Genomic DNA, 23949 nt, shown 5'->3' with positions numbered 1-23949 from the left:
TTTTAGGGGGCCGGAATGTCTTTTTTATTTTCTCTTGTAAATTAATCTAACATGACTTGACATGTTTCCGTACTTTCCTTTACAATAAGAGCAGAACTTAACGTTCAGGAGTGAATCGATCATGAGTGATGATATCCGCAGAAATATGGCTCTTTTTCCAATCGGTATTGTGATGAAACTTACCGATTTGACAGCCAGACAAATTCGTTACTATGAGCAGCACGAACTCGTGATCCCGGCCAGAACCTCCGGCAACCAGCGGTTGTATTCGTTCAACGATGTGGAGAGACTGCTTGAGATCAAGGATCTGATTGAGAAAGGCGTTAACATTGCGGGCATTAAACAGGTGCTGCTGCCGATCTCCAAAGACTCCGAGGAAGCTACCGTTATTACCGAACAAACCGAAGTGAAACGCAAAGAACTGACAGACACCCAGCTGCACAAAATGTTGAAGCAGCAGCTGCTCGGCGGAGGCAAGCGTCCGGGTCAGGTATCGCTGATTCAAGGTGAGTTATCCCGATTTTTTCCAAAATAAAAAGCATGGGGTATGAGGAGGAGAAGTTTATGACAGTTTCTTACACAAAAGAGGATATTCTAAGAATCGCCAAAGAAGAGAACGTCCGTTTTATTCGTCTTCAATTCACCGATCTCCTTGGAACGATTAAAAACGTGGAAATCCCGGTCAGTCAGCTTCAAAAAGCGCTTGATAACAAAATGATGTTCGACGGCTCGTCCATCGAAGGTTACGTGCGTATCGAGGAATCCGATATGTATCTGTACCCGGATCTGAATACGTGGGTCATCTTCCCTTGGGTGACGGAAAGCAAAGTTGCCCGTCTGATCTGCGACGTTTATCTGCCAGACGGCACTCCTTTCCCCGGCGATCCGCGCGGAATTCTGAAACGTGCTCTGAAGGAAGCCGAGGAAATGGGCTACACGTCGATGAACGTAGGTCCCGAGCCGGAATTCTTCCTGTTCAAAACCGACGAGAAAGGCAATCCGACCCTCGAACTGAACGACCAAGGCGGATACTTTGACCTGGCTCCTACGGATCTTGGCGAGAACTGCCGTCGTGAAATCGTACTTAAGCTTGAAGAAATGGGCTTCGAGATCGAGGCTTCCCACCACGAAGTGGCTCCGGGACAGCACGAAATCGACTTTAAATATGCGGACGCGATTAAAGCTTCCGACCAGATCCAGACGTTTAAGCTTGTCGTTAAAACGATCGCCAGACAGCATGGCCTGCACGCTACGTTCATGCCGAAGCCGCTCTTCGGCGTAAACGGTTCCGGTATGCACTGCAACCAGTCTTTGTTCAAAGGCGAAGAGAACGCGTTCGTGGACGAGAAAGATCCGCTGGGTCTCAGCGAAGACGCTCGTCATTTCATGGCCGGTGTCCTGCAACATGCGCGTGCATTCGCAGCGATTACAAACCCGACCGTCAACTCTTACAAGCGTCTCGTGCCCGGTTACGAAGCACCTTGTTACGTGGCCTGGTCTGCGAGCAACCGCAGCCCGATGATCCGTATTCCGGCATCCCGCGGCCTCAGCACGCGTGTTGAAGTTCGTAACCCGGATCCGGCGGCTAACCCGTACCTGGCTCTGGCGGTTCTGCTGAGAGCGGGTCTGGACGGCATCAAGAAGAAAACTCAGCTGCCGCCTCCGACTGACCGCAACATCTATGTGATGACCGAAGAAGAGCGTATCGAGCAGGGGATCCCTAGCCTGCCGGGCAACCTTAGAGAAGCGCTTGACGAGCTGATCAAAAGCGAAGTAATCAGCGACGCGCTGGGCGAACACGCGCTTGCGCATTTCGTGGAACTGAAAGAAATCGAGTACGACATGTACCGCACTCAAGTTCACGCTTGGGAACGCGAGCAATACATGACGCTTTACTAAGATAGCCGGGTAAGGCCGATCGAAGGCTGGTATCCAAGATCATAAAAGCAGCTCCCGGGCTGCCTCATAAAAAAGAACCCGCAGAAAGCAATTTCTGCGGGTTCTTCTATGTTAGTAGCGTAATAGGCAGCTCCATTGCCAAGGCCGGATTAATGGATATTGCGGAACAGACCAATCACTTTGCCCAGAATCGTCACATTATTGAGCAAAATCGGATCCATGGTGGAATTCTCGGGCTGCAGACGGATATGGTCGCGTTCTTTGTAGAAGCGCTTCACCGTCGCTTCGTCTTCATCGGTCATGGCGACGACGATGTCTCCGTTGTTCGCCGTCTGCTGCTGACGGACGATCACCATGTCTCCGTTGTGAATGCCGGCTTCGATCATGCTCTCGCCCACGACATTAAGCATAAAGACGTTATAGTCGCTTACGAGGTGCATCGGAAGGGGGAAGTAATCTTCAATGTTCTCGGTAGCCGTAATCGGCATACCTGCGGTCACTTTGCCGATGAGAGGGACTTGTGCGATGGAAAGCGCGAAATCGGAATCCCCGTCTGTAATCTCGATGGCTCTCGGTTTCGTCGGATCCCGGCGGATCAGCCCCTTCTTCTCCAGACGTTCGAGATGCCCGTGCACCGTCGAGCTGGATGCCAGGCCTACGGCTTCTCCGATTTCTCTGACGGATGGCGGATAGCCTTTATCTTTCACTTCATTCTTGATAAATTCAAGGATGGCCAGTTGGCGCTGCGAGACCTTGCCCATTACGTATCACTCCAGTATGTATAAATTACCTAAAGTATAGCACAGAACCGGAGTTCGTACAAACATAAGTTCGAAAAAATGCGTTGACACAAACATTCGTTCGTGTTAAATTCAAAACAGAACAAATGTTTGGAGGCGTTATTGATGAATGCATACTTTGCCAATCCGGAACTTTCCTTACATACAAGAAGCGGGGATCAGCCCGCGTCCGACAAGGCTTCACCGCCTACAACGGCGGTTAATAGAGCGAACGATCATCAGGGGAACAGCAGCCGTTTTACGTCCCGTGTTTCCGATTTCAAGGGCGAACAGGATGCCCTTAAAGTAGATAAGAGAACGAATGTTCGATATGCAAGGAATTCTAATCGCAATATTGTCCGAACGGCCATAATCGCGGTTGTGCTGCTGATCGCCTTCAGCTGCGGCATTATGGTTCAAGCTTTCGCGAGCGGCGAGAACGGCCCGGCCGACAGGCAACATCAGGCTGCGGCTTCTAACAAGCAGGAGAGCGCAGAGGCATCCGTCATCGTACAAAGAGGGGACACGCTGTGGAGTATCGCTGAGTCTCAAGCTCCGGAAGGTTCCGATGTGCGGGCGTATATTTACAAGATGCGCAAGGTGAATCAGTTATCCGCGGGAGACGTCCTTAAAGCAGGGGATGTCATCAAGCTGCCGTAAGTCTTTCTTCTATTAGAAGGTTTATCTGCAAGTGACCGCATGCTCCCATGCTCTATCCGCAAGACCGTTACCGGACCGAAATGAAAATACTGGATAATCCTAAGACATGTCCTGACAGGATATGTCTTTTTATCGTTTATCGTGTCTGTTTAAGTCAGGCGGCTTCTTGACAATCCCCATAGCGAATGGCAAAGTATAAGATATTGAACGGCTGAATAGGAGGTTTACGTATGAGTGACAGTTTCCAACTTAAAGTACAGCGCATTAACGAGTTGGCCCGGAAAGCAAAAAGCGTCGGATTATCGGAGGCCGAGCTTGAGGAGCGCAACGAACTGCGTAAAGAATATATTGCAGCTATGAAAACACAGCTAAGAGGTCAGCTGGATTCCATCCATTATACGGATGAACAATAAATCATCGGCCGCCTGAGGCAGTAAAGGGGATCTATAAGATGACGGTAAAAGCAATTTTGTTCGACTTGGACGACACTCTGCTCTGGGATGACCGGAGCGTGAAGGAGGCGTTTCAGGCTACCTGTGAGGAAGCGGCCCGCCATGCGGAGGTGAATCCCGCGGAGCTGGAAGCTTCCGTGCGCAAGGAAGCACGCGCTTTGTATGAAGCCTACGAAACGTTTCCTTTCACCCAGCACATCGGAATCAACCCGTTTGAAGGGCTGTGGGCCAACTTTACGGAAGGAAAGCAGGAAGAGTTCCGCAAGCTGCAGGCTCTGGCGCCCGGTTACCGCAAAGAAGCGTGGACCCGCGGACTCTCTGCTCTCGGCGTTAACGATCCGGAGCTGGGAGCGCGGCTCGCCGAGCAGTTTCCTGCCGAACGGAGATCTCGTCCCATCGTTTACGAAGAGACGTTCGAAGTGCTCGCCGAGCTTAAGAAGTCTTACAAATTGCTCCTGCTGACGAACGGATCCCCTGATCTGCAGCGCGAAAAACTGGCGGGAGTCCCGGAGCTGGCTCCTTACTTCGATCACATTGTGATCTCCGGCGATTTCGGTGACGGTAAGCCGGCCGTCACGATTTTCAATCACGCCATGGAGCTTCTCGGTCTGCAAGCCGGGGAATGTGTGATGGTAGGCGACAAGCTGACGACCGATATTCTCGGGTCCTTCCGCTGCGGGATGAAGAACATGTGGATTAACCGGCATGGCATGCTTTTTAACGGAGAAGCCAAGCCAACGTTTGAAATCACCTCTCTTCGCGACATCCGGGGTATTCTGGAAGCGGAGCGGGAAGTTCAAATATCGGGATAAAACAAAACCCGCTGCTCGTTTAAAAACGAGCGGCGGGTTTTTTCTTTTATAAGTTCAAATGAGAGCAAAGGCCGTTACCCGGCTTGTGGCATCTTATGCTTTTTGAAAAGTCGGATCCTCGAACGGGTGGGCAATCCAGCCTTCGGTTTCGATAAAGAGTCGTACCGCGACGATTTGACGATTGTCCATCAGAGTGAAGAAGTGCGGCTTGTGCTCGGGTACGGAAATGACATCGCCCGCTTCCAGCTCTACGTTGAAGTAACCGACATCGTCGGAACCTTTGATGATAAAGATTCCTTTACCGGCCGTGATGGCACGGACTTCGTCCTCGGTGTGCGTATGCACTTGTTCGAATTTTTTAAGAAGCTCGTCCAGGTTCGGAGTCGCGTCGGAAAGCGCGATGATGTCCCATGTCTGGTAACCGCGGCGTTTGGCGAGATCGCGGATTTCCTCGTCGTAGGTGCTCAGAATTTGAGCTTTCTCCTCGTCGGACAAAATAAATTTCTCCTGAATGTCGGCAGGCAGCTTAGCCGGGTTCCAGTGCTCGTAAAGAACTTCCTGGCGGTCCAGAAACGCCCGGACATTCTCCTCTCCGGAAATGCGTTCACCCGTGTTGCGAATATGAATTTCAGCCATTTCTCATCCCTCTTTCTTTCTCGGAAATAATAGCCGCCCGTAGGTCGGAATAGGTTTATACCTGATTATAGAGGATAAACTCCCGGCTGTCGATGATTCCCGGTAAAAAATACGACTTTTCCGATGGGATTTGAAAAGAACGCTTCTCCTGGCGGAGAGGCGCTCTTCATATACGCTATGTCGCTCTAGCAGGGATGAACGGTAATCAGCACAAAAATACGGTTAAAGAGTCAAGCCGATATGACAAAGGAGAACGTCAGGAGCTTCTTGGCGACGAGCGGTGCGCCGCTTCCCGATGTATTCTCTAGGCTGTCAGGATTGTTTATCGCGGTCTGTCGTTTCGATGCTTTTTTCCACATCATCCACCATTTCTTTGGTCGACGTGCGGAATTCGCGCAGCGTATCCCCGAAAGCGCGGCCAAGCTGCGGAAGCTTGGAAGGGCCGAACAAAATGAGGGCCAGCATCAAGATGATGAGCAGTCCCGATATGCCGATATTGTTGAGCATAGATGTGCCTCCTTTCCAGGTTGATTTAGGTGTCCCGATTGAACTTAACTTGTTCCGGCAGACAGATTCATCTTACGGACATAGCGGGCGGACAGAAGAATGCTGCATTCAAACAGCGCGATCAGCGGAATCGTGACGGCAATGTGGGAGAAGAAGTCGGGAGGCGAGATCGAAGCTCCGACGATTGCCAGTCCGATGTAGGTATATTTGCGCGTTTTACGCAAGTTTTCGGGCGTCAGAAGACCGAGCCGTGTCAGAAACAGCACGAGGAGCGGCAGCTCGAACGCGATCCCGAGCGGGAACACGACGTTGAAGACGAGACCGAAAAAACGGTCGATGCCGTAGGTCTCGGCGGCCCCGATGCTGCGGTTGATGGTCTGCATGAACCGGATCATCATCGGAAGCACGACCGTGTAACCGAAAGCGGCGCCCGACAGGAAAAGCGCGAAGGAAACGGGGACATAGATCAGCGTCCCCTTGGCCTCCTGCTCGCTCAGGCCCGGCCTGACAAACGCCCACAGCTGGTACAAGAGCAGCGGCAGCGTAAGCAGGACGGCGAACAAAACGGCGCATTTCATGTAAATGGCCAAGCCGTCCGGAAGGGCGAACACGTTCCAGTGAAACGAAAGCGCCGCCGGAGAATCTTTTACCGCGTTCAGAATAGCGGGGGAGACGTAAAGTCCTCCGATCAGAGCCAGCAAAAAGCAGGCCGCCACCAGAATCAGGCGTTTGCGCAGCTCCTCCAGATGACCGATCATTTCGGATGGCCGGTCCATAAGCAGTCACCTCATTTCCATGCCCAGGGTCCTGGCGTGTCAGACCAGCGGGCCGCTTTTTTTCAAATAAGTCAAAATTCCTTCGGCGGCGCGGTAAGCGAGTGCCCCTAGTGTTCCGGTCGGATTATACCCGCTGTTGTGAGGGAAAGCGGAAGCGCCGACGACAAACAGATTTTCGACATCCCACATTTGCATGTAGCTGTTGACGGCGGAGGTTGAAGGATCGGCGCCCATGATGACGCCTCCCGTGTTATGGGTGGACTGATAGGGCACGATGTTATAGGTGCTGATCATGTTGGACGTCTCGACCTTGGTCGGTTTCATTTCCTTCATCACGGCCGTCGTTTTCTCGGCGAGGTATTTGACCATTTCCTTGTCCTGGTCTTCGAAATCGTAGGTCAGGCGGAGCAAGGGGAGCCCGTAAATATCCTTGTAGGTCGGGTCGAGATCCAGATAGTGATGCTGCCAAGGCATGTTGGCGCCCTGCGTGCTGACGTTCAAGAACCGGTTGGCGTATTTGATCGTGGTCTGCTTAAAATCTTTGCCCCACCTCGGGGTGCCTTGGGGCGCCGGGTTGTGGGCGATCGGACGCAGTCCGGCCTGGGTGAAGCGGATGTTCGCCCCGTGCAGAAAATTGAGGGAGCTGTGGTCGAAGTTGTCGCCGTTAAAATCGTCGAAGCAGCTGCCCAGCGCCCCCGCACCCGCGAAGATGTTAAACTCCTGGTCGTCGTAGAAACCGGCTGCGCCCCCTCCCGTAATCTGATAGGCGTAATTCTTGCCGATGACGCCCGTACCGCTTTTCGGATCGTAAGGCTTGCCCAGATTGGACGTGAGCAGAAGCCGGACGTTGTTGAACACATAACTCGCCAGGATGACAAGGTCGGCAGGCTGTTCGAATTCTTCGCCGGTTGGCGTATTCACATACACGACGCCCGTCACTTTGCCCCCGGTGTGCAATAGCTTGATGACGTTCGAGTTGGTGCGGATTTCGAGATTGCCGGTCTTCTCGGCAACGGGAATCACAGTGACGACAGGATCGGCTTTCGCCCCGTACTCGCATCCGTACCGTTCGCAGAACGCGCAGTACTGGCAGGCGGCACGGGCGATGCCGTCGGGATTCGTGTAGTTTTCCGACAAGTTGGCGGACGGAACGGTATACGGGTGATAGCCGAGCTTCTTGGCGGCTTCCTCGAAAAGGACCATCCCCGGCGTCTTTTTCATCGGGCCGGTCGGGAAGGCGGCGGAACGCTTGCCGACCATTTCGTTTTGTTCTTTTTCGCCGGAGATTCCGGCCATTTTTTCGTATTTGTCGAAATACGGCTCCAACTGGTCGTAGGTGATGCCCCAGTCCTGCAGCAGCATGCCCTGCGGAATTTTGTTTTTGCCGTAGCGTTCGATCGTTTTGGTGCGGATTTCGAAATCGTACGGCAGGAAACGGTAATTCTGTCCGTTCCAGTGCACGCCGGCCCCGCCGACGCCGTCTCCCATCAGGAAGGAACCGTAGGAGCGCATCGGAAGGGCGCGTACTTTCTCGCTGCTGCGGAACGTCACCGTCTCCTTCGACAAGTCCTGCATCAGCTCGTAGCGCTGGGAATAGCGGAGTTCGTCGTGGGCCATGTAGTAGTCTTCGGTTTTGCGGCTTTTGCCGCGCTCGAGCGCAACGACTTTATGCCCGGCCTTCGTTAACTCCGCGGCCAGAATACCGCCGGACCAGCCCATTCCGACGATCAGAATAGGTACTTTGGGAAGTTTGGTTGCCATTCTTCGTTGGTCCTCCTTGTCAGGAATGATTCGTGTGGTCGTGCAGGCTGAGCGGTTCCATGACGGCAAACTCTTTTTTGTCAATGATCGCCGTATAGCTCATCTGGTCGCCGGGGTACTTGCGCATCCTCCAGCCCGCCATGTTTTTGTTTCCGCCGTAAAGCGGGTCCGCATACGCGCCTTCGATGGTCAAACTGCGCAGCATTTCGAAAAAAGTCTGGCTCGGTACGCCGTTCAGCTGCACGTCTTTGCCGCTTTCGAACGCTTTCAGCACTTCGTCCTGCTCGTTCTCGGCCAGGTCCGCGAAGCCTTTCTGGTACTTTTGCCTGCTGTAGTCGTTCATGACCGTAAGGCCCATCACAAACAACTCGTGCCGCTTGTAGCTGGCCTGATAGCCCTGAGTCGCCTCGGCTTTATAAAAGGGGCCCATCATATAATCGCGGGCGTTCATCCCCCACTGGCCGGCAAGCTGATGGTCGATATAGTAAGCGGCGCCGAGCTCTCTGGCTCCGGGACCCAGCTCGTCCTTCGGAAAAATACGCTCCGCCGCCGCTTCGGTAATACGCAGCTGCTCCTGATTGAAAAACATGGGAGCCTGGTTGTAGTCCTTGGCGTTGCCCGGCTGTTCCTGCCCGTGAGCCTTGGGGCTGCCCGGAGCGGCCTGCTTGTTCTTGGCCATGGAATTGCCGACGATACCTCCGACGACTCCGCCCGCCACAATTCCGCCGAGCGCTACGCCGGACAGTTTCAGAAACTTCCGGCGGGATTCGTCCCGGGGCTTCCTAGTCTGCTGATTTTCTGACATGATGTTCCTCCTGTAAGGGAAGTGGGGTATTCGAGATAGGTGGTTATATCCAAGTATCACCTTTTCGCCGATATGTATGTAAGGAAAAAGAAAAAACGGAATCTTTCGGAAGATTCCGTTTTCTAAAGCTGTTCCGCGCGCTTGTTTAAGATGGCTTGTTAAAGCTTTACGGCGAGGCGAAACGGTTATTTCTTGGCGGCGAGCCATGCGGCCAGCGCCTGAATATCCGTATCGCTCAGGTTGCCCTTGAAAGCCGGCATTCCGCCTCTTCCGTTCAGAAGAATATTCTTGACGTCCGCCTCGCTGAGGCGGCTGCCCGCTTTTTGAAGGTTCGGGCCTACGCCGCCGCCCATATCGACACCATGGCACGCGATACACTGGGCCTTGTAGAGAGATTCGGCCTGGGCTGTCTGGCTTCCGCTGCCTGCGCCTTCGGGCGCGTTGCCTCCTGCAGCGGCACCGGGGGAAGCGGTCGGCGACGCCGCGGGCGGTGCCGTTGCTGCCGGAGTCGTCGGCTGAGGCGTAGGCGCGGTTTGCTTTTGGCCGCAGGCCGCCAGCGAAGCGGTTACGAGCAGGATGCCGATCAAGGCTGTCATCCGTTTGTTCATGCAAATCACCTCCGTTCGATTGCATTCAGTAAATGTTTCCCGACTATAGTTTGGCGTCCGTTTCCCGGAGATATTCTTGTTCGCGCATTACGGTTTCGAAGGCTTTTACAATCCGCTGCGTTTTACAGCGAAAAACGACAATTTTCTTTTCTTCGCCCCACGTATCTGCTAAACTATTTCTTAACTTGTGCGCTTTTCTACGTTAAAGGGCGCGTTCTAGCAGGAGGTTCGTGGAAAGGGTAGGGTGGACGATGAAACCTAGTTTGAAAGAACAACTACAGAAAAAAATTCTCATTCTGGACGGTGCCATGGGCACGATGATCCAGCAGGAAGATTTGTCGGCCGAAGATTTCGGAGGAGAAGAACTCGACGGCTGTAATGAAATGCTCGTTCTTACACGTCCGGATGTCATTCAGCGCATCCATGAGAAATATTTCGAAGCCGGTTCGGATATCGTTGAAACAAATACGTTCGGGGCAACGAGCGTCGTACTGGCCGAATACGATATACCGGAGAAAGCGCGCGAAATTAACCTTGCCGCAGCCAAACTGGCCGTCGAAGCCGCCCGGAAATATTCAACTCCCGAATGGCCGCGTTATGTCGCCGGGGCACTCGGGCCGACGACGAAGACGCTTTCGGTAACCGGAGGCGTTACGTTCGAGGACCTTGAAGAGAGCTACTACGAGCAGACGGTCGCCTTGATCGAATCGGGCGTCGATGCCATTCTGCTGGAAACTTCCCAGGATACGCTCAACGTAAAAGCGGGCGGGATCGCGATCCAGCGGGCTTTTAAGACGACGGGCATCGAGCTGCCGATTATGATTTCCGGCACGATCGAACCGATGGGCACGACGCTGGCCGGGCAAAATATCGAATCCTTCTATATTTCCCTGGAGCATCTCAATCCGATTTCGGTCGGACTGAACTGCGCGACGGGACCCGAATTCATGCGGGATCATATCCGGACCTTGTCCGGGCTTGCAGGCACTTATATTTCGTGTTATCCGAATGCGGGTCTTCCCGACGAGAACGGACATTATCATGAGTCGCCCGAATCCCTGGCCAAGAAAATGGCCGCATTTGCCGAGCAGGGCTGGCTGAACATCGCGGGCGGCTGCTGCGGCACGACTCCCGCTCATATCCGCGCGCTGGCCGAAACGCTGAGCGCTTACAAACCGCGTACCGAACTGGGTACGCACCCGTCTGCCGTGTCCGGTATCGAGACGGTATACATCGAGCCGGAGAACCGTCCCTACATGGTGGGCGAGCGGACGAACGTGCTCGGTTCCCGGAAGTTCAAGCGTCTGATTGCCGAAGGCAAGTACGAAGAGGCATCCGAGATCGCCCGTGCCCAGGTTAAGGGCGGGGCTCACGTCATCGACGTCTGTCTGCAGGACCCGGACCGCGACGAAACGGAAGACATGACCAAGTTCCTGGAGCTTGTCGTCAAAAAGATCAAAGTTCCGCTCATGATCGACTCGACGGATACGCGTGTCATTGAGCTGGGACTGAAGCACTCGCAGGGCAAAGCGATCATCAACTCCATTAACCTCGAGGACGGGGAAGAGAAGTTCGAGAAGGTGCTTCCGCTTATTCACCGTTACGGAGCCGCGGCGGTAGTCGGTACGATCGACGAGCGCGGCCAGGCGATTACGCGCGAAGATAAGCTGGAAGTCGCGCAGCGTTCGCACGATCTGCTCGTCCACAAGTACGGGATGAACGCCGAAGATATCATTTTCGACCCGCTTGTATTCCCGGTCGGCACCGGGGACCAGCAGTATATCGGTTCCGCCAAGGAAACGATCGAAGGCATCCGTCTCATTAAAGAAGCGATGCCCGCAACCAAAACCATTCTCGGTCTCAGCAACGTTTCGTTCGGTCTTCCCGAAGCCGGACGCGAGGTGCTGAATGCCGTTTATTTGTACCACTGCACGAAAGCGGGTCTCGATTACGCCATCGTGAACACGGAGAAGCTGGAGCGGTACGCGTCCATTCCCGAAGAGGAAAGAACGCTTGCCGAGAAGCTTATTTACGAGACGAACGACGAGACTCTGGCCGAATTTGTGGCTCATTTCCGGGTAAAGAAGGTTGAGAAGAAGGAAAAGATATCGACTCTTACGCTCGAAGAGCGGCTGGCCTCTTACGTGGTCGAGGGAACGAAGGAAGGGCTTCTTCCCGATCTGGAGCAGGCGCTTCAAAAATATTCGCCGCTGGAAGTGATCAACGGTCCTCTGATGGAAGGGATGGCGGAAGTCGGACGCCTGTTCAACAACAACGAACTGATCGTAGCGGAAGTGCTTCAAAGCGCCGAAGTTATGAAGGCGTCCGTCGCTTATCTGGAACAGTTCATGGAGAAGAACGAGTCTGCGGTGAAAGGAAAAATCATTCTGGCTACCGTAAAAGGCGACGTTCACGATATCGGCAAAAACCTTGTGGAGATCATATTATCCAACAACGGCTACCAGATCGTGAACCTCGGCATCAAGGTTCCGCCGGAACAGCTGATCGAGGCTTTCCGCAAAGAAAAACCGGACGCGATCGGGCTGTCGGGTCTGCTCGTGAAGTCCGCGCAGCAGATGATCGTCACGGCGCAGGATTTACGCAACGCCGGAATCGACGTTCCGATCATGGTGGGCGGCGCCGCTCTGACGCGGAAATTCACCAAGACGCGCATCTCGCCGGAGTATGACGGCCTCGTCCTGTACGCCAAAGACGCGATGGACGGTCTGGACATCGCGAACAAGCTGAGCGACCCTGTGCAGCGGGAGCGTCTTATCCAGGAGCTTCGGGAATCGAAGGATTCCGATGTGATGGAAGCCGGCCGCAAGGAAGGGACCGAAATGCCGGTCCTTACGCGCGTATTCTCGTCCACGGTGGACCGAACCCTGCCGGTGGCGGTACCGCCGGATCTGGACCGCCACGTCCTGCGGGATTACCCGGTCGGCCATCTCATGCCGTACGTGAACATGCAGATGCTTCTCGGGCATCACCTGGGCCTGAAAGGCAAGGTCGACAAGCTCATCGCCGAGCAGGACCCGAAGGCCATGCAGCTGAAGGACACCGTGGACACCATCCTGTACGAAGCGCAAAAGAACGGCATCATCCGTACTCAGGGGATGTACCGGTTCTTCCCGGCCCAAGGGGACGGAAACGATGTCGTCGTGTACGATCCCGAAGACACGTCGAAGGTGCTCAAACGCTTCACCTTCCCTCGCCAGGGAACCGAGCCGTTCCTGTGCCTGGCCGATTATTTGAAGCCGGTAGACAGCGGCGTCATGGATTACATCGGCTTCCTCGTCGTCACGGCGGGGCAAGGCGTAAGCGAGCTGGCGCGCGAATGGCGCGAGCAGGGCGATTATTTGCGCTCCCATGCGCTTCAGTCGACCGCTCTCGAAGTGGCGGAAGCTTTCGCGGAGCGCGTGCATCATATTATGCGCGACGTTTGGGGCATTCCGGATTTTGCCGAAATGACGATGCAGGAGCGTTTCGGGGCGAAGTACACCGGCCAGCGGTTCTCGTTCGGGTATCCGGCTTGTCCGAACCTGGAGGATCAGGAGCCGTTGTTCGAGCTGATGAAGCCGGAGGATATCGGGATCGAGCTGACCGAAGGCTGCATGATGGAGCCGGAAGCGTCCGTATCGGCTATCGTGTTCGCCCATCCTCAGGCGAGATATTTCAACGTCGATAAAGTTTAACGTTTCGTCTCGTCCTCAGATGAGTATGAATAAATAGACGGCTGAAGCAAGGTTCGGCCGTCAGGCTGCGCAAAGCAGGACGGTTCTCTCGAGAGCCGTCTTTTTTGCCCTCTTGCGGAGGCGGAAGAACCGGGGCCTAGATCGGGGAAGAGCGTATAGGACCGCATTACTCCTGCCGGAAGGGAACTTGCGGAGACTTTAAAAGGAGCATTTTTGCGGGATACAGAGCCGTTTGACTTCCGGAACGAATTTTTATAGCATGTTAAAAAGCAGGGGAACTGACATCTGCAGAAACGAGGAACAAGGTCGTGGAATTGTATTTTCTCGGAACGGGAGCAGGCATGCCTGCCAGACACCGTAATGTGACATCCATTGTGCTGAATTTGCTGCCGGAGCGGGGGAGCATCTGGTTTTTTGACTGCGGGGAAGGGACGCAGCATCAGATCCTGAGATCGCCGGTCAAGCTGAGCAAGTCAGAGAAGCTGTTCGTTACGCATCTTCACGGCGATCATATATTCGGCCTGCCGGGACTTCTGAGCAGCCGTTCTTATCAGGGCGGGGATACGCCCTTTACGATTTACGGACCCAAGGGCATTAAAGCGTATGTGGACATGTCCCTGCAGCTTAGCCAGGTTCATCTCGACTATGAGCTGGCTATCCGGGAAATTCCGTCCGAAGGCGGAGTCGTCTTCGAGGACGAGACGTTCCGGGTCGAAGCCGCTCCGCTGGAGCACCGGATCGAATGCTTCGGCTACCGCATCGTCGAGAAAGACCTTCCGGGCAAGCTCCAGCAGGAGAAGCTGCATGAGCTGGGCATTACCGCCGGACCGCTTTACGGCCGTCTGAAACAGGGCCAGACGGTTAAGCTGGAGGACGGGCGGGAGCTGCGCGGAAGCGATTTTGTCGGCCCTTCGATCAAGGGCCGGACGGTCACGATCCTCGGCGACACGAAGCCGTGCGGAAATTCGGCGCTGCTTGCGGAAGGCGCCGACGTGCTCGTTCACGAGGCGACGTTCGGAGCCGAACGGGAAGATCTTGCCGCGGCGTACGACCATTCGACGACGGAACAGGCGGCGCGCACAGCCGCGGAAGGCGGCGTGGGCGCGCTGATCATGACGCACATCTCCTCGCGCTATCAAGGAGAGGGGGCCGAGCGCCTTCTCGAGGAAGCGAGAGCGATCCACCCGGATTCGTGGCTGGCCGAAGACTTCTACAGCCACGCTGTCCCGCGCAAGCAGAGCTGAGCAGGGCCGTTCAGACCGGGGCGGTCTCGGTCCTTTAAGGCGGATTCATCGCACGGAGCCTCCGATGACGGTGAAAGTTTCCGCCAGAGGCAGCGACAGCGGGGCGGCTCCGCGCCAATAACGGCGGAATCCGCGCGTTACAGGGCGGAACGGCTGACAGACGCGGGAAAGCCCCCTGTCTGTCGTCAGCCGGTTTGAGCGGAAGCTTGCGGCAGCGGGTTGCGGTAACCGCTCGAGGACGCATACCGACCATGCACAAACGCATATAGAAAAAAGTCCCGGCTGGATTTCGGCCGGGACTTTTTTGTGTTACAGCCGCTCAAGAGCCGCTGTATACTTCCGCTCCACCGGTGAATACCGGAATCACTCGGTCGTATCGAATTTGGCTTCATCCTGCAGCTCACTTTTGAAGCTGCGGACGCTTTGACGGCGGCGTTCGTTCTTGGCTTCCAGCGTCGCTTGTTCCGTTGCGGAAATTTCGTCCGCATGCTCGTCCAGGTATTCCTGAGATTCATGAAGGCGGGCTTCCGTGTTCCGGATGCTGTTTTTCAAATGAACGGCGTTATCCCCGCGGTTATCTTTTTTGGCCATCGGTATCCCTCCTTTCCATCTCCTACGATTCGCTTTTGGCGCATGCCGTATTCATAAAATCTTCATCTTCTGCTAACGCTCCAATGATGCACGCTTGCTAGGCTGATCCCAGGGGAGAGCCGGGCATGCCCCGAATGAACAGCACTCCAGGGAGGGAATAAGAATGGATACGGGTAGTCATCTGCTTTTCGGAGTCACGTTGGCGGGATTGGCCACACTGCAGCCGGAGGTCGCGAATGATCCGCTTCTTCTGCAAGCGGTGCTGGCCGCTACCGTAGCGGGATCGCATGCGCCGGATCTGGATACGATCGCGCGTCTGAAAGGGTATGCCGTCTATCTCAGGCACCACCGGGGTATCACGCATTCGCTGCCGGCCCTTCTGGTTTGGCCCGCTTTGCTGAGCGCTCTGGCCGCAGCGCTCTTCGGCGCATGGGACCATTACGTTCTCCTCTTCGGCTGGACGGCTGCGGCCGTTACGCTCCACGTCGGGCTGGATTTGCTGAATGCCTACGGCGTGCAGTGCTTAAGACCCTTTTCCTCCCGCTGGCTGCACCTCGATATTCTGCCTCTTACCGATCCTTTTCTCTTGACGCTGCACGGAGGCGGGGCTTTGCTGTGGGTGGCGGGAGCCGCAAACCCGGGCATATGGATGGCTGCCGTATATGCGGCCAGCTTTATTTATGTCATTGCGCGATGGTTTCATATGCGCATCCTTCTCCGCAGGTTGACCGGTTATGCGAAAGACTTGTTCGGAGCAATCAGCCCGCTGCAGCTGGTTCCGGGTTTGACTTGGAGGAGCTGGCAGTTTGCGGCGGAAACGGAAGTCGGCTTTCACAGCGGAACGGTACGGGGGGCGCAGATTGTGTTGAAAGATACCTACATCAAGGACCGGCCGCATCCGGTGGTCGAGGCGGCGATGGCGGCCGAAGGTGTCCGGGCATTTCTGGATTTTGCGCAGAGCAGTCATGTAAGCTGGGATTCGAATGAGGAAGGCTATGTGGTGAGGTGGCGCGAAGTGAGATTCTGGCACGGGCACAAGCTGCCGTTCGGCATCGATGTAACGCTGGATAGGGAAATGAAAGTCCTGTCCGAACAGCTGGGATGGACAAAAAAAGCCTGGGAACCTCCCTATGTGTAGAAGAGAGGAGCCCAGGCTTCCCGGACCGGCTATACCGGCTCGGATTATTCGAAAGAGTTCCCGAACCGGCCCGCAAACAAAGTCTCTTTGAGCTCGCGGCGTCCCGACGGCTGTTCGCGCTGCAGGTGCTGCTCGGAGAGCGACTCCGCATCTCCGTGATACCCGATGGCGACGACGGCATGGATATCGTAATCGTCGGGCACTGCGAGCAGCCCGCGGGCACTCTCCCGATCGAACCCGGCCATGGCATGGGAGATCAGTCCCTGACGCACCGCTTCCAGAGCCAGATAGCTCCAGGAGGCTCCTGCGTCAAACGCGTGAGAACCGTTCACCCCTCCGGCGGGTGACGGCGTATGAGAGAGGATGAGAGCAAGCACGGGCGCCTTCAGGCACCAGGTTTTGTTGGAAGCCGAAATAAATTCGGCGAACACCCGTTTCTCTTCCTCCGTACGCGCGACAATGTAACGCCAGGGCTGAAGATTGCTGGCGGACGGTGCCCAGCGGGCCGCCTCGAACAGGCTCATCAAAATTTCACTGGAGATTTCCTTTTCGAGAAAGGCCCGCGAAGACCAGCGGTTAAGAAAAATCGGATTGATGTCGTAAGCGGCATGACGCTCATTTTGTACGTCGAAACGATGTTCCGGCATGACCATTCCTCCTGTCTGTTTCTGACACGATATCAAACAACGGTTCACCTCTTTATTTGGACGCAAACGGCGGATCCTAAACAAGCCGGTGTATGTGCCAGGAAAAAACAGGGCATGCTAGTACAGCTTCATTTTAACAAAATGGGGGTGCTGAACATGAATTTTACGAGCCAGGATATTATTGCGATCGAAAGAGCCCTTCAGCTTGCCATCCGCAGCGAGACGAAGGAGACGAAAGCCGAGGAATACCGCGAGGTGCTTCACAAGCTTCAGTTGAGTTCCATGCAGGCTTTGCAGGAGCAGAGCGTCGTCACAACCGCCGTTCAGGATGGCATCCGCTATGATTATGACGATTCGTCGGATCTCGTGTAAAGGTCACGGACCGGATAGCTGCGGGATATGGCTTTGCCGCCGGCATACCGCGCGACCGTCGGAGTCCCTTCTTCCGGGGGTGTGGTTCCGCCCGCTTAATAAAGGCCTTGAATCCGGCGGTCCGCGATGGATGGCCGGTTTCAGTCCGTGGGACGCCTGCCCGTATAGGGCTCGGTATATGGAACCGCTCGAGTCGGCCATGTCTTCCGGATGCAATATCCGTTCGGCTTTCGTATTCACGGATAAGCCCTGCAGACTGCGCTGTTTCTCCAAGATTATAAACGTGTGCCGACCGGATTGGACGTCTTGATGTCCACTCCTTTTTTGCGTCCAGGCGAGGGAATCCCGATCGCGATGAAGGGAGCGAACCTGCTTGACGAAGCGGCGGGCAGAGAAGATCTTGCCCTCGCATCCGGCGCCGGTGGTGTGCTTAACGAAAGCCCCGTAAAAACTGGGGCTTTTTTTCTTTTGCCCGGGGAGCGTATAATAAATGAGAACAGCCGTTCTAAGCAGTTGAGGTTAAGAAGGGACGCGAACCATGAGGAAGAAACAGCTTGCCGAATTAATTCAGGAACTCCGGACCGATGAAAATATAGTGAACTGGCACGAGATCGAACCCCAGGAAGCGAAAACGAAAGCCATTCCCGGGAGCGTGGATACCCGGATCAAGTCCGCATTGGCAAAGCGGGGGATCACGGAGCTGTACACCCATCAGCACACCGCTTATGAGACGGTGCACACCGGACAGAACATCGTGGCGGTAACGCCGACGGCTTCCGGCAAAACGCTCTGCTACAATCTGCCTGTGCTTCAGGCCATTGCGGATGACGATACGAGCCGCGCGCTGTACCTGTTTCCGACGAAAGCTCTGGCGCAGGACCAGAAGAGCGAGTTGAACGAAATCATCGGTGAAATGGGCATCGATATCAAAAGCTACACGTACGACGGGGATACTTCGCCGGCCATACGGCAGATCGTACGGAAAGCGGGGCATATCGTCATTACGAATCCGGATATGCTTCATTCCGCCATTTTGCCGCATCATACCAAATGGGTCAGCCTTTTCGAGAATTTAAAATATATCGTCATCGACGAACTGCACACGTACAGGGGCGTATTCGGCAGCCATGTCGCGAACGTTATCCGGCGCCTGAAACGGATCTGCAAGTTTTACGGCAGCGATCCGGTATTTATCTGTACCTCCGCCACCATTGCCAATCCGAAAGAGCTTGCGGAGCAGCTGACCGGCTCTCCGATGAGGCTCATCGACGATAACGGCGCACCCAGAGGACGGAAACATTTCGTGTTTTACAACCCGCCCGTCGTGAACAAGCCTCTTAATATCCGCAGAAGCGCCGCAGCGGAAGTGAATAACCTGGCCAAGCAATTTCTGAAAAATAAAATTCAGACGATCGTTTTCGCGAGAAGCCGGGTCAGGGTGGAAATTATTTTGAGCCGAATCCAGGAGCTCGTTAAGAATGAGCTTGGGACCAAATCCATCCGGGGGTACCGGGGCGGTTATCTGCCGAAACAGCGGCGTGAAATCGAGAGAGGATTGCGGGCCGGGGAGATTTTGGGCGTTGTCAGCACCAACGCGCTGGAGCTTGGCGTAGACATCGGGCAGCTGCAGGTTTGCATCATGACCGGCTATCCGGGAAGCATCGCGAGCACTTGGCAGCAGGCGGGACGTGCCGGACGCCGGCACGGAGAGGCGCTTATCGTGATGGTAGCCAGCTCTACCCCTATCGATCAATATGTAGTCCAGAACCCGGACTATTTTTTCGACAGGACGCCGGAAGCCGCCCGGATCAATCCGGAAAATTTAATTATTTTGGTCGATCATCTGAAATGTGCGGCATACGAGCTGCCATTCAAAGAGACGGAAGAATTCGGCCCCCTGGAGGTTGCCGAGATTATGGAATTTTTAGTGGAAGAACGCGTCTTGCATCATAACGGGGATACGTTTTATTGGGCCAGCCAGTCGTTTCCGGCCAATGAAATCAGTCTGCGCTCGGCTTCCCAGGAAAACGTCGTCATCGTCGATCAATCCGATGTGGCGAACGTACGGATTATCGGGGAGATGGACCGGTTCAGCGCCATGACGCTTCTGCACGACGAAGCGATTTATTTGCACGAAGGCGTGCAATATCAGGTCGAGAAGCTGGATTGGGAGCACAAAAAAGCTTACGTGCGCGAAGTCGACGTGGAGTACTATACCGATGCGAATCTGGCTATCCAGCTGAAAGTATTGGAAATCGACAAAACGTCGGCCCGGGACCGCTCTTCCCTGAACTTCGGGGATGTGACGATTAATGCCATTCCGACTATTTTTAAGAAAATCAAACTCACGACCGGAGAAAATATCGGATCGGGGCCTATCCATCTGCCGGAAGAAGAACTGCATACAAGCGCCGCATGGGTAGAGCTGAAAGAACCGGATTTGGAGGTAGGCACGAAAGCCCTGGAACAAATTTTATGGGGCATCGCAAACGTAATGAAGCACATTGTGCCGGTTTTGGTGATGTGCGACCGGAACGACGTTCATGTGATTTCCCAAATTAAAGCGAACCATACCGGACTGCCGACGATTTTCCTCTACGATCATTATCCCGGCGGTATCGGCCTTGCCGAAGAAGTCTATACGCGTTTCGACGAAGTCAGAAAGGCCGCGAAAAATCTCATTCAGAAATGTCCGTGCGAAGACGGCTGCCCGTCCTGTATCGGGTCCGAGATTGAAGGAATCCATGCGAAGCGAACGAGCCTGCAGTTGTTGGATCAGTTTTAATCTCCGCGAGTCTTCTAAGCGGTAAACTTATGAAATAAACGGAGGTGTTCATATGATCGCGTTAGAACCGATGTTACCCGAGCAGTTTAACGAGTGGCTGCAGCTTTCCGTAAAGGAATACGCCGAAAGCAAAACAAAAGCCGGCAACGTGGCGGCTGAGAAAGCGCAGGAAGATTCGGCCCGTGAATTTAAAGAGCTGCTGCCGGACGGATTAAACACGGCGGACAGTTATATATTTAATGCGACGGACGAGGAAAGCAATCAAATCGTCGGCACGTTGTGGATCAAAATCCGAAGTGAACAGCGGGATGTATTTATTTACGGGATTCGCATGTGTGAAGATTTTCGGGGGAAAGGGTTTGGCAAGCAAACGCTGCAGGCTCTGGAAGCTTTCATAAAAGAGAGGGACTTTCCTCCAAAAATTTCACTGCACGTTTTCGGAGACAATGAAATCGCCCTCAACCTCTATCGATCTGCCGGTTTCGAAGCGACCAATATTCGTATGTCCAAGGTTATCGGCGGATGAACGCTAAATACCCGCTACCCGAAAATGCCCATGTAAGGATGGATGCCCGTCATGTACCGGTACCGAAACAGAAAGACTGAACAGCAAACTAAAAAGCCTGTGGGTGCAGAAGAGGCTTTGGCGATCGAAACTTGTGAGTCCGGCGGTTCGCAACCGATCCTTGAATCCCCCGAGACGCGGGGACTCCCACGATTCTTCGCGCCCGCTGCGCAGCGGGTGCACGGCCTTGGTTGGGCAGCGCCGGGAGCGGCCCGATGAGCGGGCTGCGCGACCGGCTTGCCCGGCATTTGAAGCCGGGCAAGGCCGCAGCCGCACCGGAGGCGGGAGCGGAACAGCGGCAGGCTGAGCTGACGCCGGAACAGGCGCAGCCGGGAGCGGCGGAAGGCGGCGGACAGGCCGCCGGTCCGCTGAGCGAGCCCGCCGCCGGCGCAGTGGCCGGCCTGGCGGACTCGCGGCCCGCAAGCGGGCAGGAGGGTGAGCCCGTCGCCAGCGGAGAAAGCGCCGTCAGCGGCGTCTCCACCTCTGCGCCGGCAGAGGGAGCCCACGGCTATGCCGGGCACACCGTCAGCGGCTCCCCGGCGGACACGCGGCCCGCAAGCGGGCAGGCGGGCGAGCCCGTCGCTCCCGCAGCACCGGTCCCGGCGCATCCGGAGGCGGCAGCGTGGGCGAAGCTGGGCGCGGAGCTGTACGAGTTCCCGGCTGGGTCCTTCGTACGGCGCATATGCACCTACCCGATGGATGCCTACCATGGCCGGTACCGGCTTGACGCGCTCCATGAGCATGTCGGGGAGCTCGGAGCGTTCCACCCCGAAGCGGGTCCGGTCCATGCGGAAGGCCTCCTGTTCTTCGATACGGAGACGACCGGTCTCGGAGTCGGGGCGGGCAATGTCGCCTTTCTCGTAGGCATCGGCTATTACGAAGCCGGCGGTTTTGTCGTCGAGCAGCTTTTTATCCGGCATCCGGCCGAAGAGCGTGCGATGCTGGCTTATCTGGAGGAGAAGATGGAGCGGTTCACCCATGTCGTCTCTTACAACGGGAGGACCTTCGACTGGCCGATTTTGCAGAACCGGTTTATTCTGAACCGGATGCGGCCGGACATCGACCGTTTGCTCCATCTGGATCTGCTGCATCCTTCCCGCAGCCTGTGGAAGCATTCCATGCCGTCCGTACGGCTGGGCAAGGTGGAAGAAGCGCAGCTCGGGTATGCACGCGAAGACGACGTTTCCGGGGCATTCGCTCCCGAGTTGTATGTCCTGTATCTGGCCGAAGGCAACACGGATGTGCTGCGGGGCGTCTTCGTCCATAACGAGCGGGATATAGTGTCCCTTGCGGCATTATCCGCTCTGATTACACGGTATTTGGCCGATGAAGAGCCTCTGGAGCCAAAATCGCCCGGAGACCTGTTCCGCCTGGGCCAGTGGCTGCTGAAAATGAACCGCCTCCCTTCCGCCGAGAAGATTCTGGAATTGGGATTTACCAGACTGTTAGAGCAACAGGAAAAGGGGCACACGGTCAGCGGCGATTTGCTTCTCCGTTACGCGGCTTACTATAAAAAAGCCGGCGTCCGCGACAGAGCCGTCGAATTGTGGACCCGGCTGATTCGTCAGGCGGGACCTGCGGCTGCGGCGCCGGTGGAAGCCTATATCGAGCTCGCGATGCACTACGAGCACGGTTGCAAAGATTATCCGCTCGCGTTGGAGTTGTCGCGCGAAGCGCTGGACGTCCTGCGCCAAAGACGCAGGCTCTTGCGGCGCAGCGAGAAGGCGGCCGACGAAGAGCGGCGGATCGCGCACCGGATCGAACGGCTGCTGCGCAAACTCCGGGGTAGCGGCAAGCCGGCCCCGGGGAGCGGGGCATCCGCGAAGTCGGCTGATTCGTCCGGCCTCCCCAAGCCGGCCAAGCCCCCCGGCCAAGCCAGGTCCGCCAAGCCGTCCGGCAAGCTCCGGCCCGCTTATGCGGCCGACAGTTTGTTCGACGTGTCCGGCAACTCCGGCTGAACCGGCGGGCAGCGTCGCTGCTTGACGCCCGTCACAATTCACTTACCGCGGAATAAAATTCCACAGTCCGAATTTTCCATACGTCGTCCTGCCCCATTACGGGCAGGGCGTTTTCCTTTTTTTATTAAATAAAAGCGGAGAATGTCTACGCACCCAAGTCGTATCGGGCATCCGTCTGGCGGCAGGCTCCGGCGGGCGCGACCGCCGTCTTGTGAATATCGCTGAGGTCACCTAGAGGGTACACTTCCTCGGGGGTGACATTATCATCGTCGCCGTCTCCAATGCGTTCGTGATCGTACAACGCAAAACGATGAGTAAAGCCCGGCGCGGACCGTCTATCACGGTCCGCGCTGTTTTTTTGCGGGCGGGCTGAAGAAGAATTTAACGTTTAAAGGGGGAAGAGCACGGACATACCAGTAAGAAGCCGGAGAAAGGATGTGGCCCTATGCCCGAATGGCCCGAAATGGAACATTATCGGCAGGAATTGAACAAAAGGATTCAAAACCGCACGATCAGCGGTATTACCGTAAATAGACCGAAATCGCTGAACGTACCGGAAGAAGAGTTTCGCGCGGCCGTCCTGGGAGCGGTCGTGGAGCGCGTGGACCGGAGGGCGAAGCAGCTCGTTTTCGCGTTGAGCGGAGAACGCTATCTGCTCCTACATCTTATGCTGGGCGGAATGATGGTTCTCGGCACGGAAGCGGACAAGCCCGACCGGACGACGCAGATCGAGCTTCACTTCGGGGAGACGGTCCTGTATTTTATCGGGCTGAGGCTCGGGTATCTGCACCTGTACGGCAAACAGGGGCTGGAAGCGGAGCTGGCATCCCTGGGACCGGAACCGTTTGACGCGGATTTGACCGCCGCCCGGTTTGCAGACATGCTGAAAAGGGGCAAGGGCAATCTGAAAACGTGCTTGACCGATCAGCACTGGCTGGCCGGAATCGGCAACTGCTATTCCGACGAAATTTGCTTTGCCGCGGGTCTCCTGCCTTCCAGACGCCCGGCTGCTTTGGATGAGCACGAGGCGGCCCGTTTGTACACGTCGACGCGCAGCGTCCTTACCGAAGCGCTCAGAGCAGGCGGCTACATGGAGATGCCTCTCTACAATGGGGATGAGCGGACGGGCGGCTTTAACGAGCTGTGCCGTGTCTACGACCGGGGCGGCGAACCGTGTGTAAGATGCGGGAACCCGATTGTGTTTCAGACGCTGTCTTCGCGTAAATGCTTCTTTTGCGGCAACTGCCAGACATGATAAG

At 55.6% G+C, this 23949-nt stretch carries 22 protein-coding genes; 13 read left to right on the top strand and 9 right to left on the bottom strand.

Going from position 1 to position 23949, the window contains the following annotated elements:
• The first annotated feature begins 121 nt into the window (after nucleotides 1-121).
• Nucleotides 122-535, top strand: a complete 414-nt coding sequence (locus tag ACI48J_RS16210; protein ID WP_009674344.1) for a MerR family transcriptional regulator — start codon at nucleotides 122-124, stop codon at nucleotides 533-535.
• Between the two features lie 29 nt (nucleotides 536-564).
• Nucleotides 565-1899 (top strand): type I glutamate--ammonia ligase, encoded by a 1335-nt coding sequence (glnA, locus tag ACI48J_RS16205; protein WP_326055176.1) that lies wholly within the window; start codon nucleotides 565-567, stop codon nucleotides 1897-1899.
• Nucleotides 1900-2048: 149 nt separating this feature from the next.
• Here the strand turns inward: glnA and lexA are convergent, their stop codons facing one another.
• A complete protein-coding gene (gene lexA / locus ACI48J_RS16200) occupies nucleotides 2049-2660 on the bottom strand; it encodes a transcriptional repressor LexA (protein ID WP_009674317.1) in 612 nt (203 codons plus the stop codon).
• 144 nt (nucleotides 2661-2804) lie between these two features.
• On the opposite strand from lexA, the gene ACI48J_RS16195 reads away from it, so the two are divergent.
• The 3 genes from ACI48J_RS16195 (at nucleotide 2805) to ACI48J_RS16185 (ending at nucleotide 4602) form a co-directional block, all read left to right on the top strand.
• On the top strand, nucleotides 2805-3338 hold the full coding sequence (locus ACI48J_RS16195; protein ID WP_405079247.1) for a LysM peptidoglycan-binding domain-containing protein: 534 nt from the start codon (nucleotides 2805-2807) through the stop codon (nucleotides 3336-3338).
• Nucleotides 3339-3568: 230 nt separating this feature from the next.
• On the top strand, nucleotides 3569-3751 hold the full coding sequence (locus ACI48J_RS16190) for a DUF896 domain-containing protein (RefSeq protein ID WP_009674341.1): 183 nt from the start codon (nucleotides 3569-3571) through the stop codon (nucleotides 3749-3751).
• 38 nt (nucleotides 3752-3789) lie between these two features.
• Nucleotides 3790-4602 carry an HAD family hydrolase gene (locus ACI48J_RS16185; protein WP_326055173.1) on the top strand — a complete coding sequence of 271 codons (813 nt, stop codon included), beginning with the start codon at nucleotides 3790-3792 and terminating at the stop codon, nucleotides 4600-4602.
• A 93-nt stretch (nucleotides 4603-4695) separates the two neighbouring features.
• On the opposite strand, the gene ACI48J_RS16180 is transcribed toward ACI48J_RS16185, so the two are convergent.
• From ACI48J_RS16180 to ACI48J_RS16155, 6 genes are all read right to left on the bottom strand, one after another.
• Nucleotides 4696-5238, bottom strand: a complete 543-nt coding sequence (locus tag ACI48J_RS16180) for an acireductone dioxygenase (RefSeq protein ID WP_326055171.1) — start codon at nucleotides 5236-5238, stop codon at nucleotides 4696-4698.
• Between the two features lie 312 nt (nucleotides 5239-5550).
• Nucleotides 5551-5745: a twin-arginine translocase TatA/TatE family subunit gene (gene tatA, locus ACI48J_RS16175; RefSeq protein ID WP_009674378.1), complete on the bottom strand. Its 195-nt coding sequence runs from the start codon at nucleotides 5743-5745 to the stop codon at nucleotides 5551-5553.
• Between the two features lie 44 nt (nucleotides 5746-5789).
• On the bottom strand, nucleotides 5790-6521 hold the full coding sequence (gene tatC / locus ACI48J_RS16170; RefSeq protein ID WP_405079246.1) for a twin-arginine translocase subunit TatC: 732 nt from the start codon (nucleotides 6519-6521) through the stop codon (nucleotides 5790-5792).
• A 39-nt stretch (nucleotides 6522-6560) separates the two neighbouring features.
• Nucleotides 6561-8282, bottom strand: coding sequence for a GMC family oxidoreductase (locus tag ACI48J_RS16165; protein ID WP_405079245.1), 1722 nt, complete (start codon nucleotides 8280-8282; stop codon nucleotides 6561-6563).
• A gap of 19 nt (nucleotides 8283-8301) precedes the next feature.
• Nucleotides 8302-9087 carry a gluconate 2-dehydrogenase subunit 3 family protein gene (locus tag ACI48J_RS16160; RefSeq protein WP_405079243.1) on the bottom strand — a complete coding sequence of 262 codons (786 nt, stop codon included), beginning with the start codon at nucleotides 9085-9087 and terminating at the stop codon, nucleotides 8302-8304.
• 185 nt (nucleotides 9088-9272) lie between these two features.
• A complete protein-coding gene (locus ACI48J_RS16155; RefSeq protein WP_326055167.1) occupies nucleotides 9273-9695 on the bottom strand; it encodes a cytochrome c in 423 nt (140 codons plus the stop codon).
• A gap of 251 nt (nucleotides 9696-9946) precedes the next feature.
• On the opposite strand from ACI48J_RS16155, the gene metH reads away from it, so the two are divergent.
• Nucleotides 9947-13390, top strand: coding sequence for a methionine synthase (gene metH / locus ACI48J_RS16150; protein ID WP_326055166.1), 3444 nt, complete (start codon nucleotides 9947-9949; stop codon nucleotides 13388-13390).
• 308 nt (nucleotides 13391-13698) lie between these two features.
• Nucleotides 13699-14634, top strand: a complete 936-nt coding sequence (gene rnz / locus ACI48J_RS16145; protein WP_326055165.1) for a ribonuclease Z — start codon at nucleotides 13699-13701, stop codon at nucleotides 14632-14634.
• A gap of 363 nt (nucleotides 14635-14997) precedes the next feature.
• On the opposite strand, the gene ACI48J_RS16140 is transcribed toward rnz, so the two are convergent.
• A complete protein-coding gene (locus tag ACI48J_RS16140; protein ID WP_326055163.1) occupies nucleotides 14998-15225 on the bottom strand; it encodes a small acid-soluble spore protein Tlp in 228 nt (75 codons plus the stop codon).
• 163 nt (nucleotides 15226-15388) lie between these two features.
• On the opposite strand from ACI48J_RS16140, the gene ACI48J_RS16135 reads away from it, so the two are divergent.
• Nucleotides 15389-16363 carry a metal-dependent hydrolase gene (locus ACI48J_RS16135; protein WP_405079241.1) on the top strand — a complete coding sequence of 325 codons (975 nt, stop codon included), beginning with the start codon at nucleotides 15389-15391 and terminating at the stop codon, nucleotides 16361-16363.
• Nucleotides 16364-16407: 44 nt separating this feature from the next.
• Here ACI48J_RS16135 and ACI48J_RS16130 read toward each other — a convergent pair whose 3' ends face one another.
• Nucleotides 16408-17010 (bottom strand): nitroreductase family protein, encoded by a 603-nt coding sequence (locus tag ACI48J_RS16130; protein ID WP_405079239.1) that lies wholly within the window; start codon nucleotides 17008-17010, stop codon nucleotides 16408-16410.
• A 114-nt stretch (nucleotides 17011-17124) separates the two neighbouring features.
• On the opposite strand from ACI48J_RS16130, the gene ACI48J_RS16125 reads away from it, so the two are divergent.
• The 5 genes from ACI48J_RS16125 (at nucleotide 17125) to ACI48J_RS16105 (ending at nucleotide 23945) form a co-directional block, all read left to right on the top strand.
• A complete protein-coding gene (locus ACI48J_RS16125) occupies nucleotides 17125-17382 on the top strand; it encodes a hypothetical protein (RefSeq protein WP_405079238.1) in 258 nt (85 codons plus the stop codon).
• A gap of 538 nt (nucleotides 17383-17920) precedes the next feature.
• Entirely contained in the window at nucleotides 17921-20167 is a 2247-nt protein-coding gene (locus tag ACI48J_RS16120) for a DEAD/DEAH box helicase (RefSeq protein ID WP_405079236.1), read from the top strand.
• 52 nt (nucleotides 20168-20219) lie between these two features.
• On the top strand, nucleotides 20220-20693 hold the full coding sequence (locus ACI48J_RS16115) for a GNAT family N-acetyltransferase (RefSeq protein WP_405079235.1): 474 nt from the start codon (nucleotides 20220-20222) through the stop codon (nucleotides 20691-20693).
• A 254-nt stretch (nucleotides 20694-20947) separates the two neighbouring features.
• Nucleotides 20948-22690: a ribonuclease H-like domain-containing protein gene (locus ACI48J_RS16110; protein ID WP_405079233.1), complete on the top strand. Its 1743-nt coding sequence runs from the start codon at nucleotides 20948-20950 to the stop codon at nucleotides 22688-22690.
• Nucleotides 22691-23135: 445 nt separating this feature from the next.
• On the top strand, nucleotides 23136-23945 hold the full coding sequence (locus ACI48J_RS16105; RefSeq protein ID WP_405079232.1) for an Fpg/Nei family DNA glycosylase: 810 nt from the start codon (nucleotides 23136-23138) through the stop codon (nucleotides 23943-23945).
• The last annotated feature ends 4 nt before the right edge of the window (nucleotides 23946-23949 follow it).

This window comes from Paenibacillus chitinolyticus (assembly GCF_045038035.1).
GTDB classification, from domain to species: domain Bacteria; phylum Bacillota; class Bacilli; order Paenibacillales; family NBRC-103111; genus Paenibacillus_F; species Paenibacillus_F chitinolyticus_A.
This window is presented reverse-complemented; position numbering and strand designations above follow the sequence as displayed.

Coding starts and splice junctions, on each gene's coding strand:
- ACI48J_RS16210 (WP_009674344.1), top strand. CDS start 122: ATGAGTGATGATATCCGCAGAAATATGGCTCTTTTTCCAATCGGTATT.
- glnA (WP_326055176.1), top strand. CDS start 565: ATGACAGTTTCTTACACAAAAGAGGATATTCTAAGAATCGCCAAAGAA.
- lexA (WP_009674317.1), bottom strand. CDS start 2,660: ATGGGCAAGGTCTCGCAGCGCCAACTGGCCATCCTTGAATTTATCAAG.
- ACI48J_RS16195 (WP_405079247.1), top strand. CDS start 2,805: ATGAATGCATACTTTGCCAATCCGGAACTTTCCTTACATACAAGAAGC.
- ACI48J_RS16190 (WP_009674341.1), top strand. CDS start 3,569: ATGAGTGACAGTTTCCAACTTAAAGTACAGCGCATTAACGAGTTGGCC.
- ACI48J_RS16185 (WP_326055173.1), top strand. CDS start 3,790: ATGACGGTAAAAGCAATTTTGTTCGACTTGGACGACACTCTGCTCTGG.
- ACI48J_RS16180 (WP_326055171.1), bottom strand. CDS start 5,238: ATGGCTGAAATTCATATTCGCAACACGGGTGAACGCATTTCCGGAGAG.
- tatA (WP_009674378.1), bottom strand. CDS start 5,745: ATGCTCAACAATATCGGCATATCGGGACTGCTCATCATCTTGATGCTG.
- tatC (WP_405079246.1), bottom strand. CDS start 6,521: ATGGACCGGCCATCCGAAATGATCGGTCATCTGGAGGAGCTGCGCAAA.
- ACI48J_RS16165 (WP_405079245.1), bottom strand. CDS start 8,282: ATGGCAACCAAACTTCCCAAAGTACCTATTCTGATCGTCGGAATGGGC.
- ACI48J_RS16160 (WP_405079243.1), bottom strand. CDS start 9,087: ATGTCAGAAAATCAGCAGACTAGGAAGCCCCGGGACGAATCCCGCCGG.
- ACI48J_RS16155 (WP_326055167.1), bottom strand. CDS start 9,695: ATGAACAAACGGATGACAGCCTTGATCGGCATCCTGCTCGTAACCGCT.
- metH (WP_326055166.1), top strand. CDS start 9,947: ATGAAACCTAGTTTGAAAGAACAACTACAGAAAAAAATTCTCATTCTG.
- ACI48J_RS16140 (WP_326055163.1), bottom strand. CDS start 15,225: ATGGCCAAAAAAGATAACCGCGGGGATAACGCCGTTCATTTGAAAAAC.
- ACI48J_RS16135 (WP_405079241.1), top strand. CDS start 15,389: ATGGATACGGGTAGTCATCTGCTTTTCGGAGTCACGTTGGCGGGATTG.
- ACI48J_RS16130 (WP_405079239.1), bottom strand. CDS start 17,010: ATGCCGGAACATCGTTTCGACGTACAAAATGAGCGTCATGCCGCTTAC.
- ACI48J_RS16125 (WP_405079238.1), top strand. CDS start 17,125: ATGCTAGTACAGCTTCATTTTAACAAAATGGGGGTGCTGAACATGAAT.
- ACI48J_RS16120 (WP_405079236.1), top strand. CDS start 17,921: ATGAGGAAGAAACAGCTTGCCGAATTAATTCAGGAACTCCGGACCGAT.
- ACI48J_RS16115 (WP_405079235.1), top strand. CDS start 20,220: ATGATCGCGTTAGAACCGATGTTACCCGAGCAGTTTAACGAGTGGCTG.
- ACI48J_RS16110 (WP_405079233.1), top strand. CDS start 20,948: ATGAGCGGGCTGCGCGACCGGCTTGCCCGGCATTTGAAGCCGGGCAAG.
- ACI48J_RS16105 (WP_405079232.1), top strand. CDS start 23,136: ATGCCCGAATGGCCCGAAATGGAACATTATCGGCAGGAATTGAACAAA.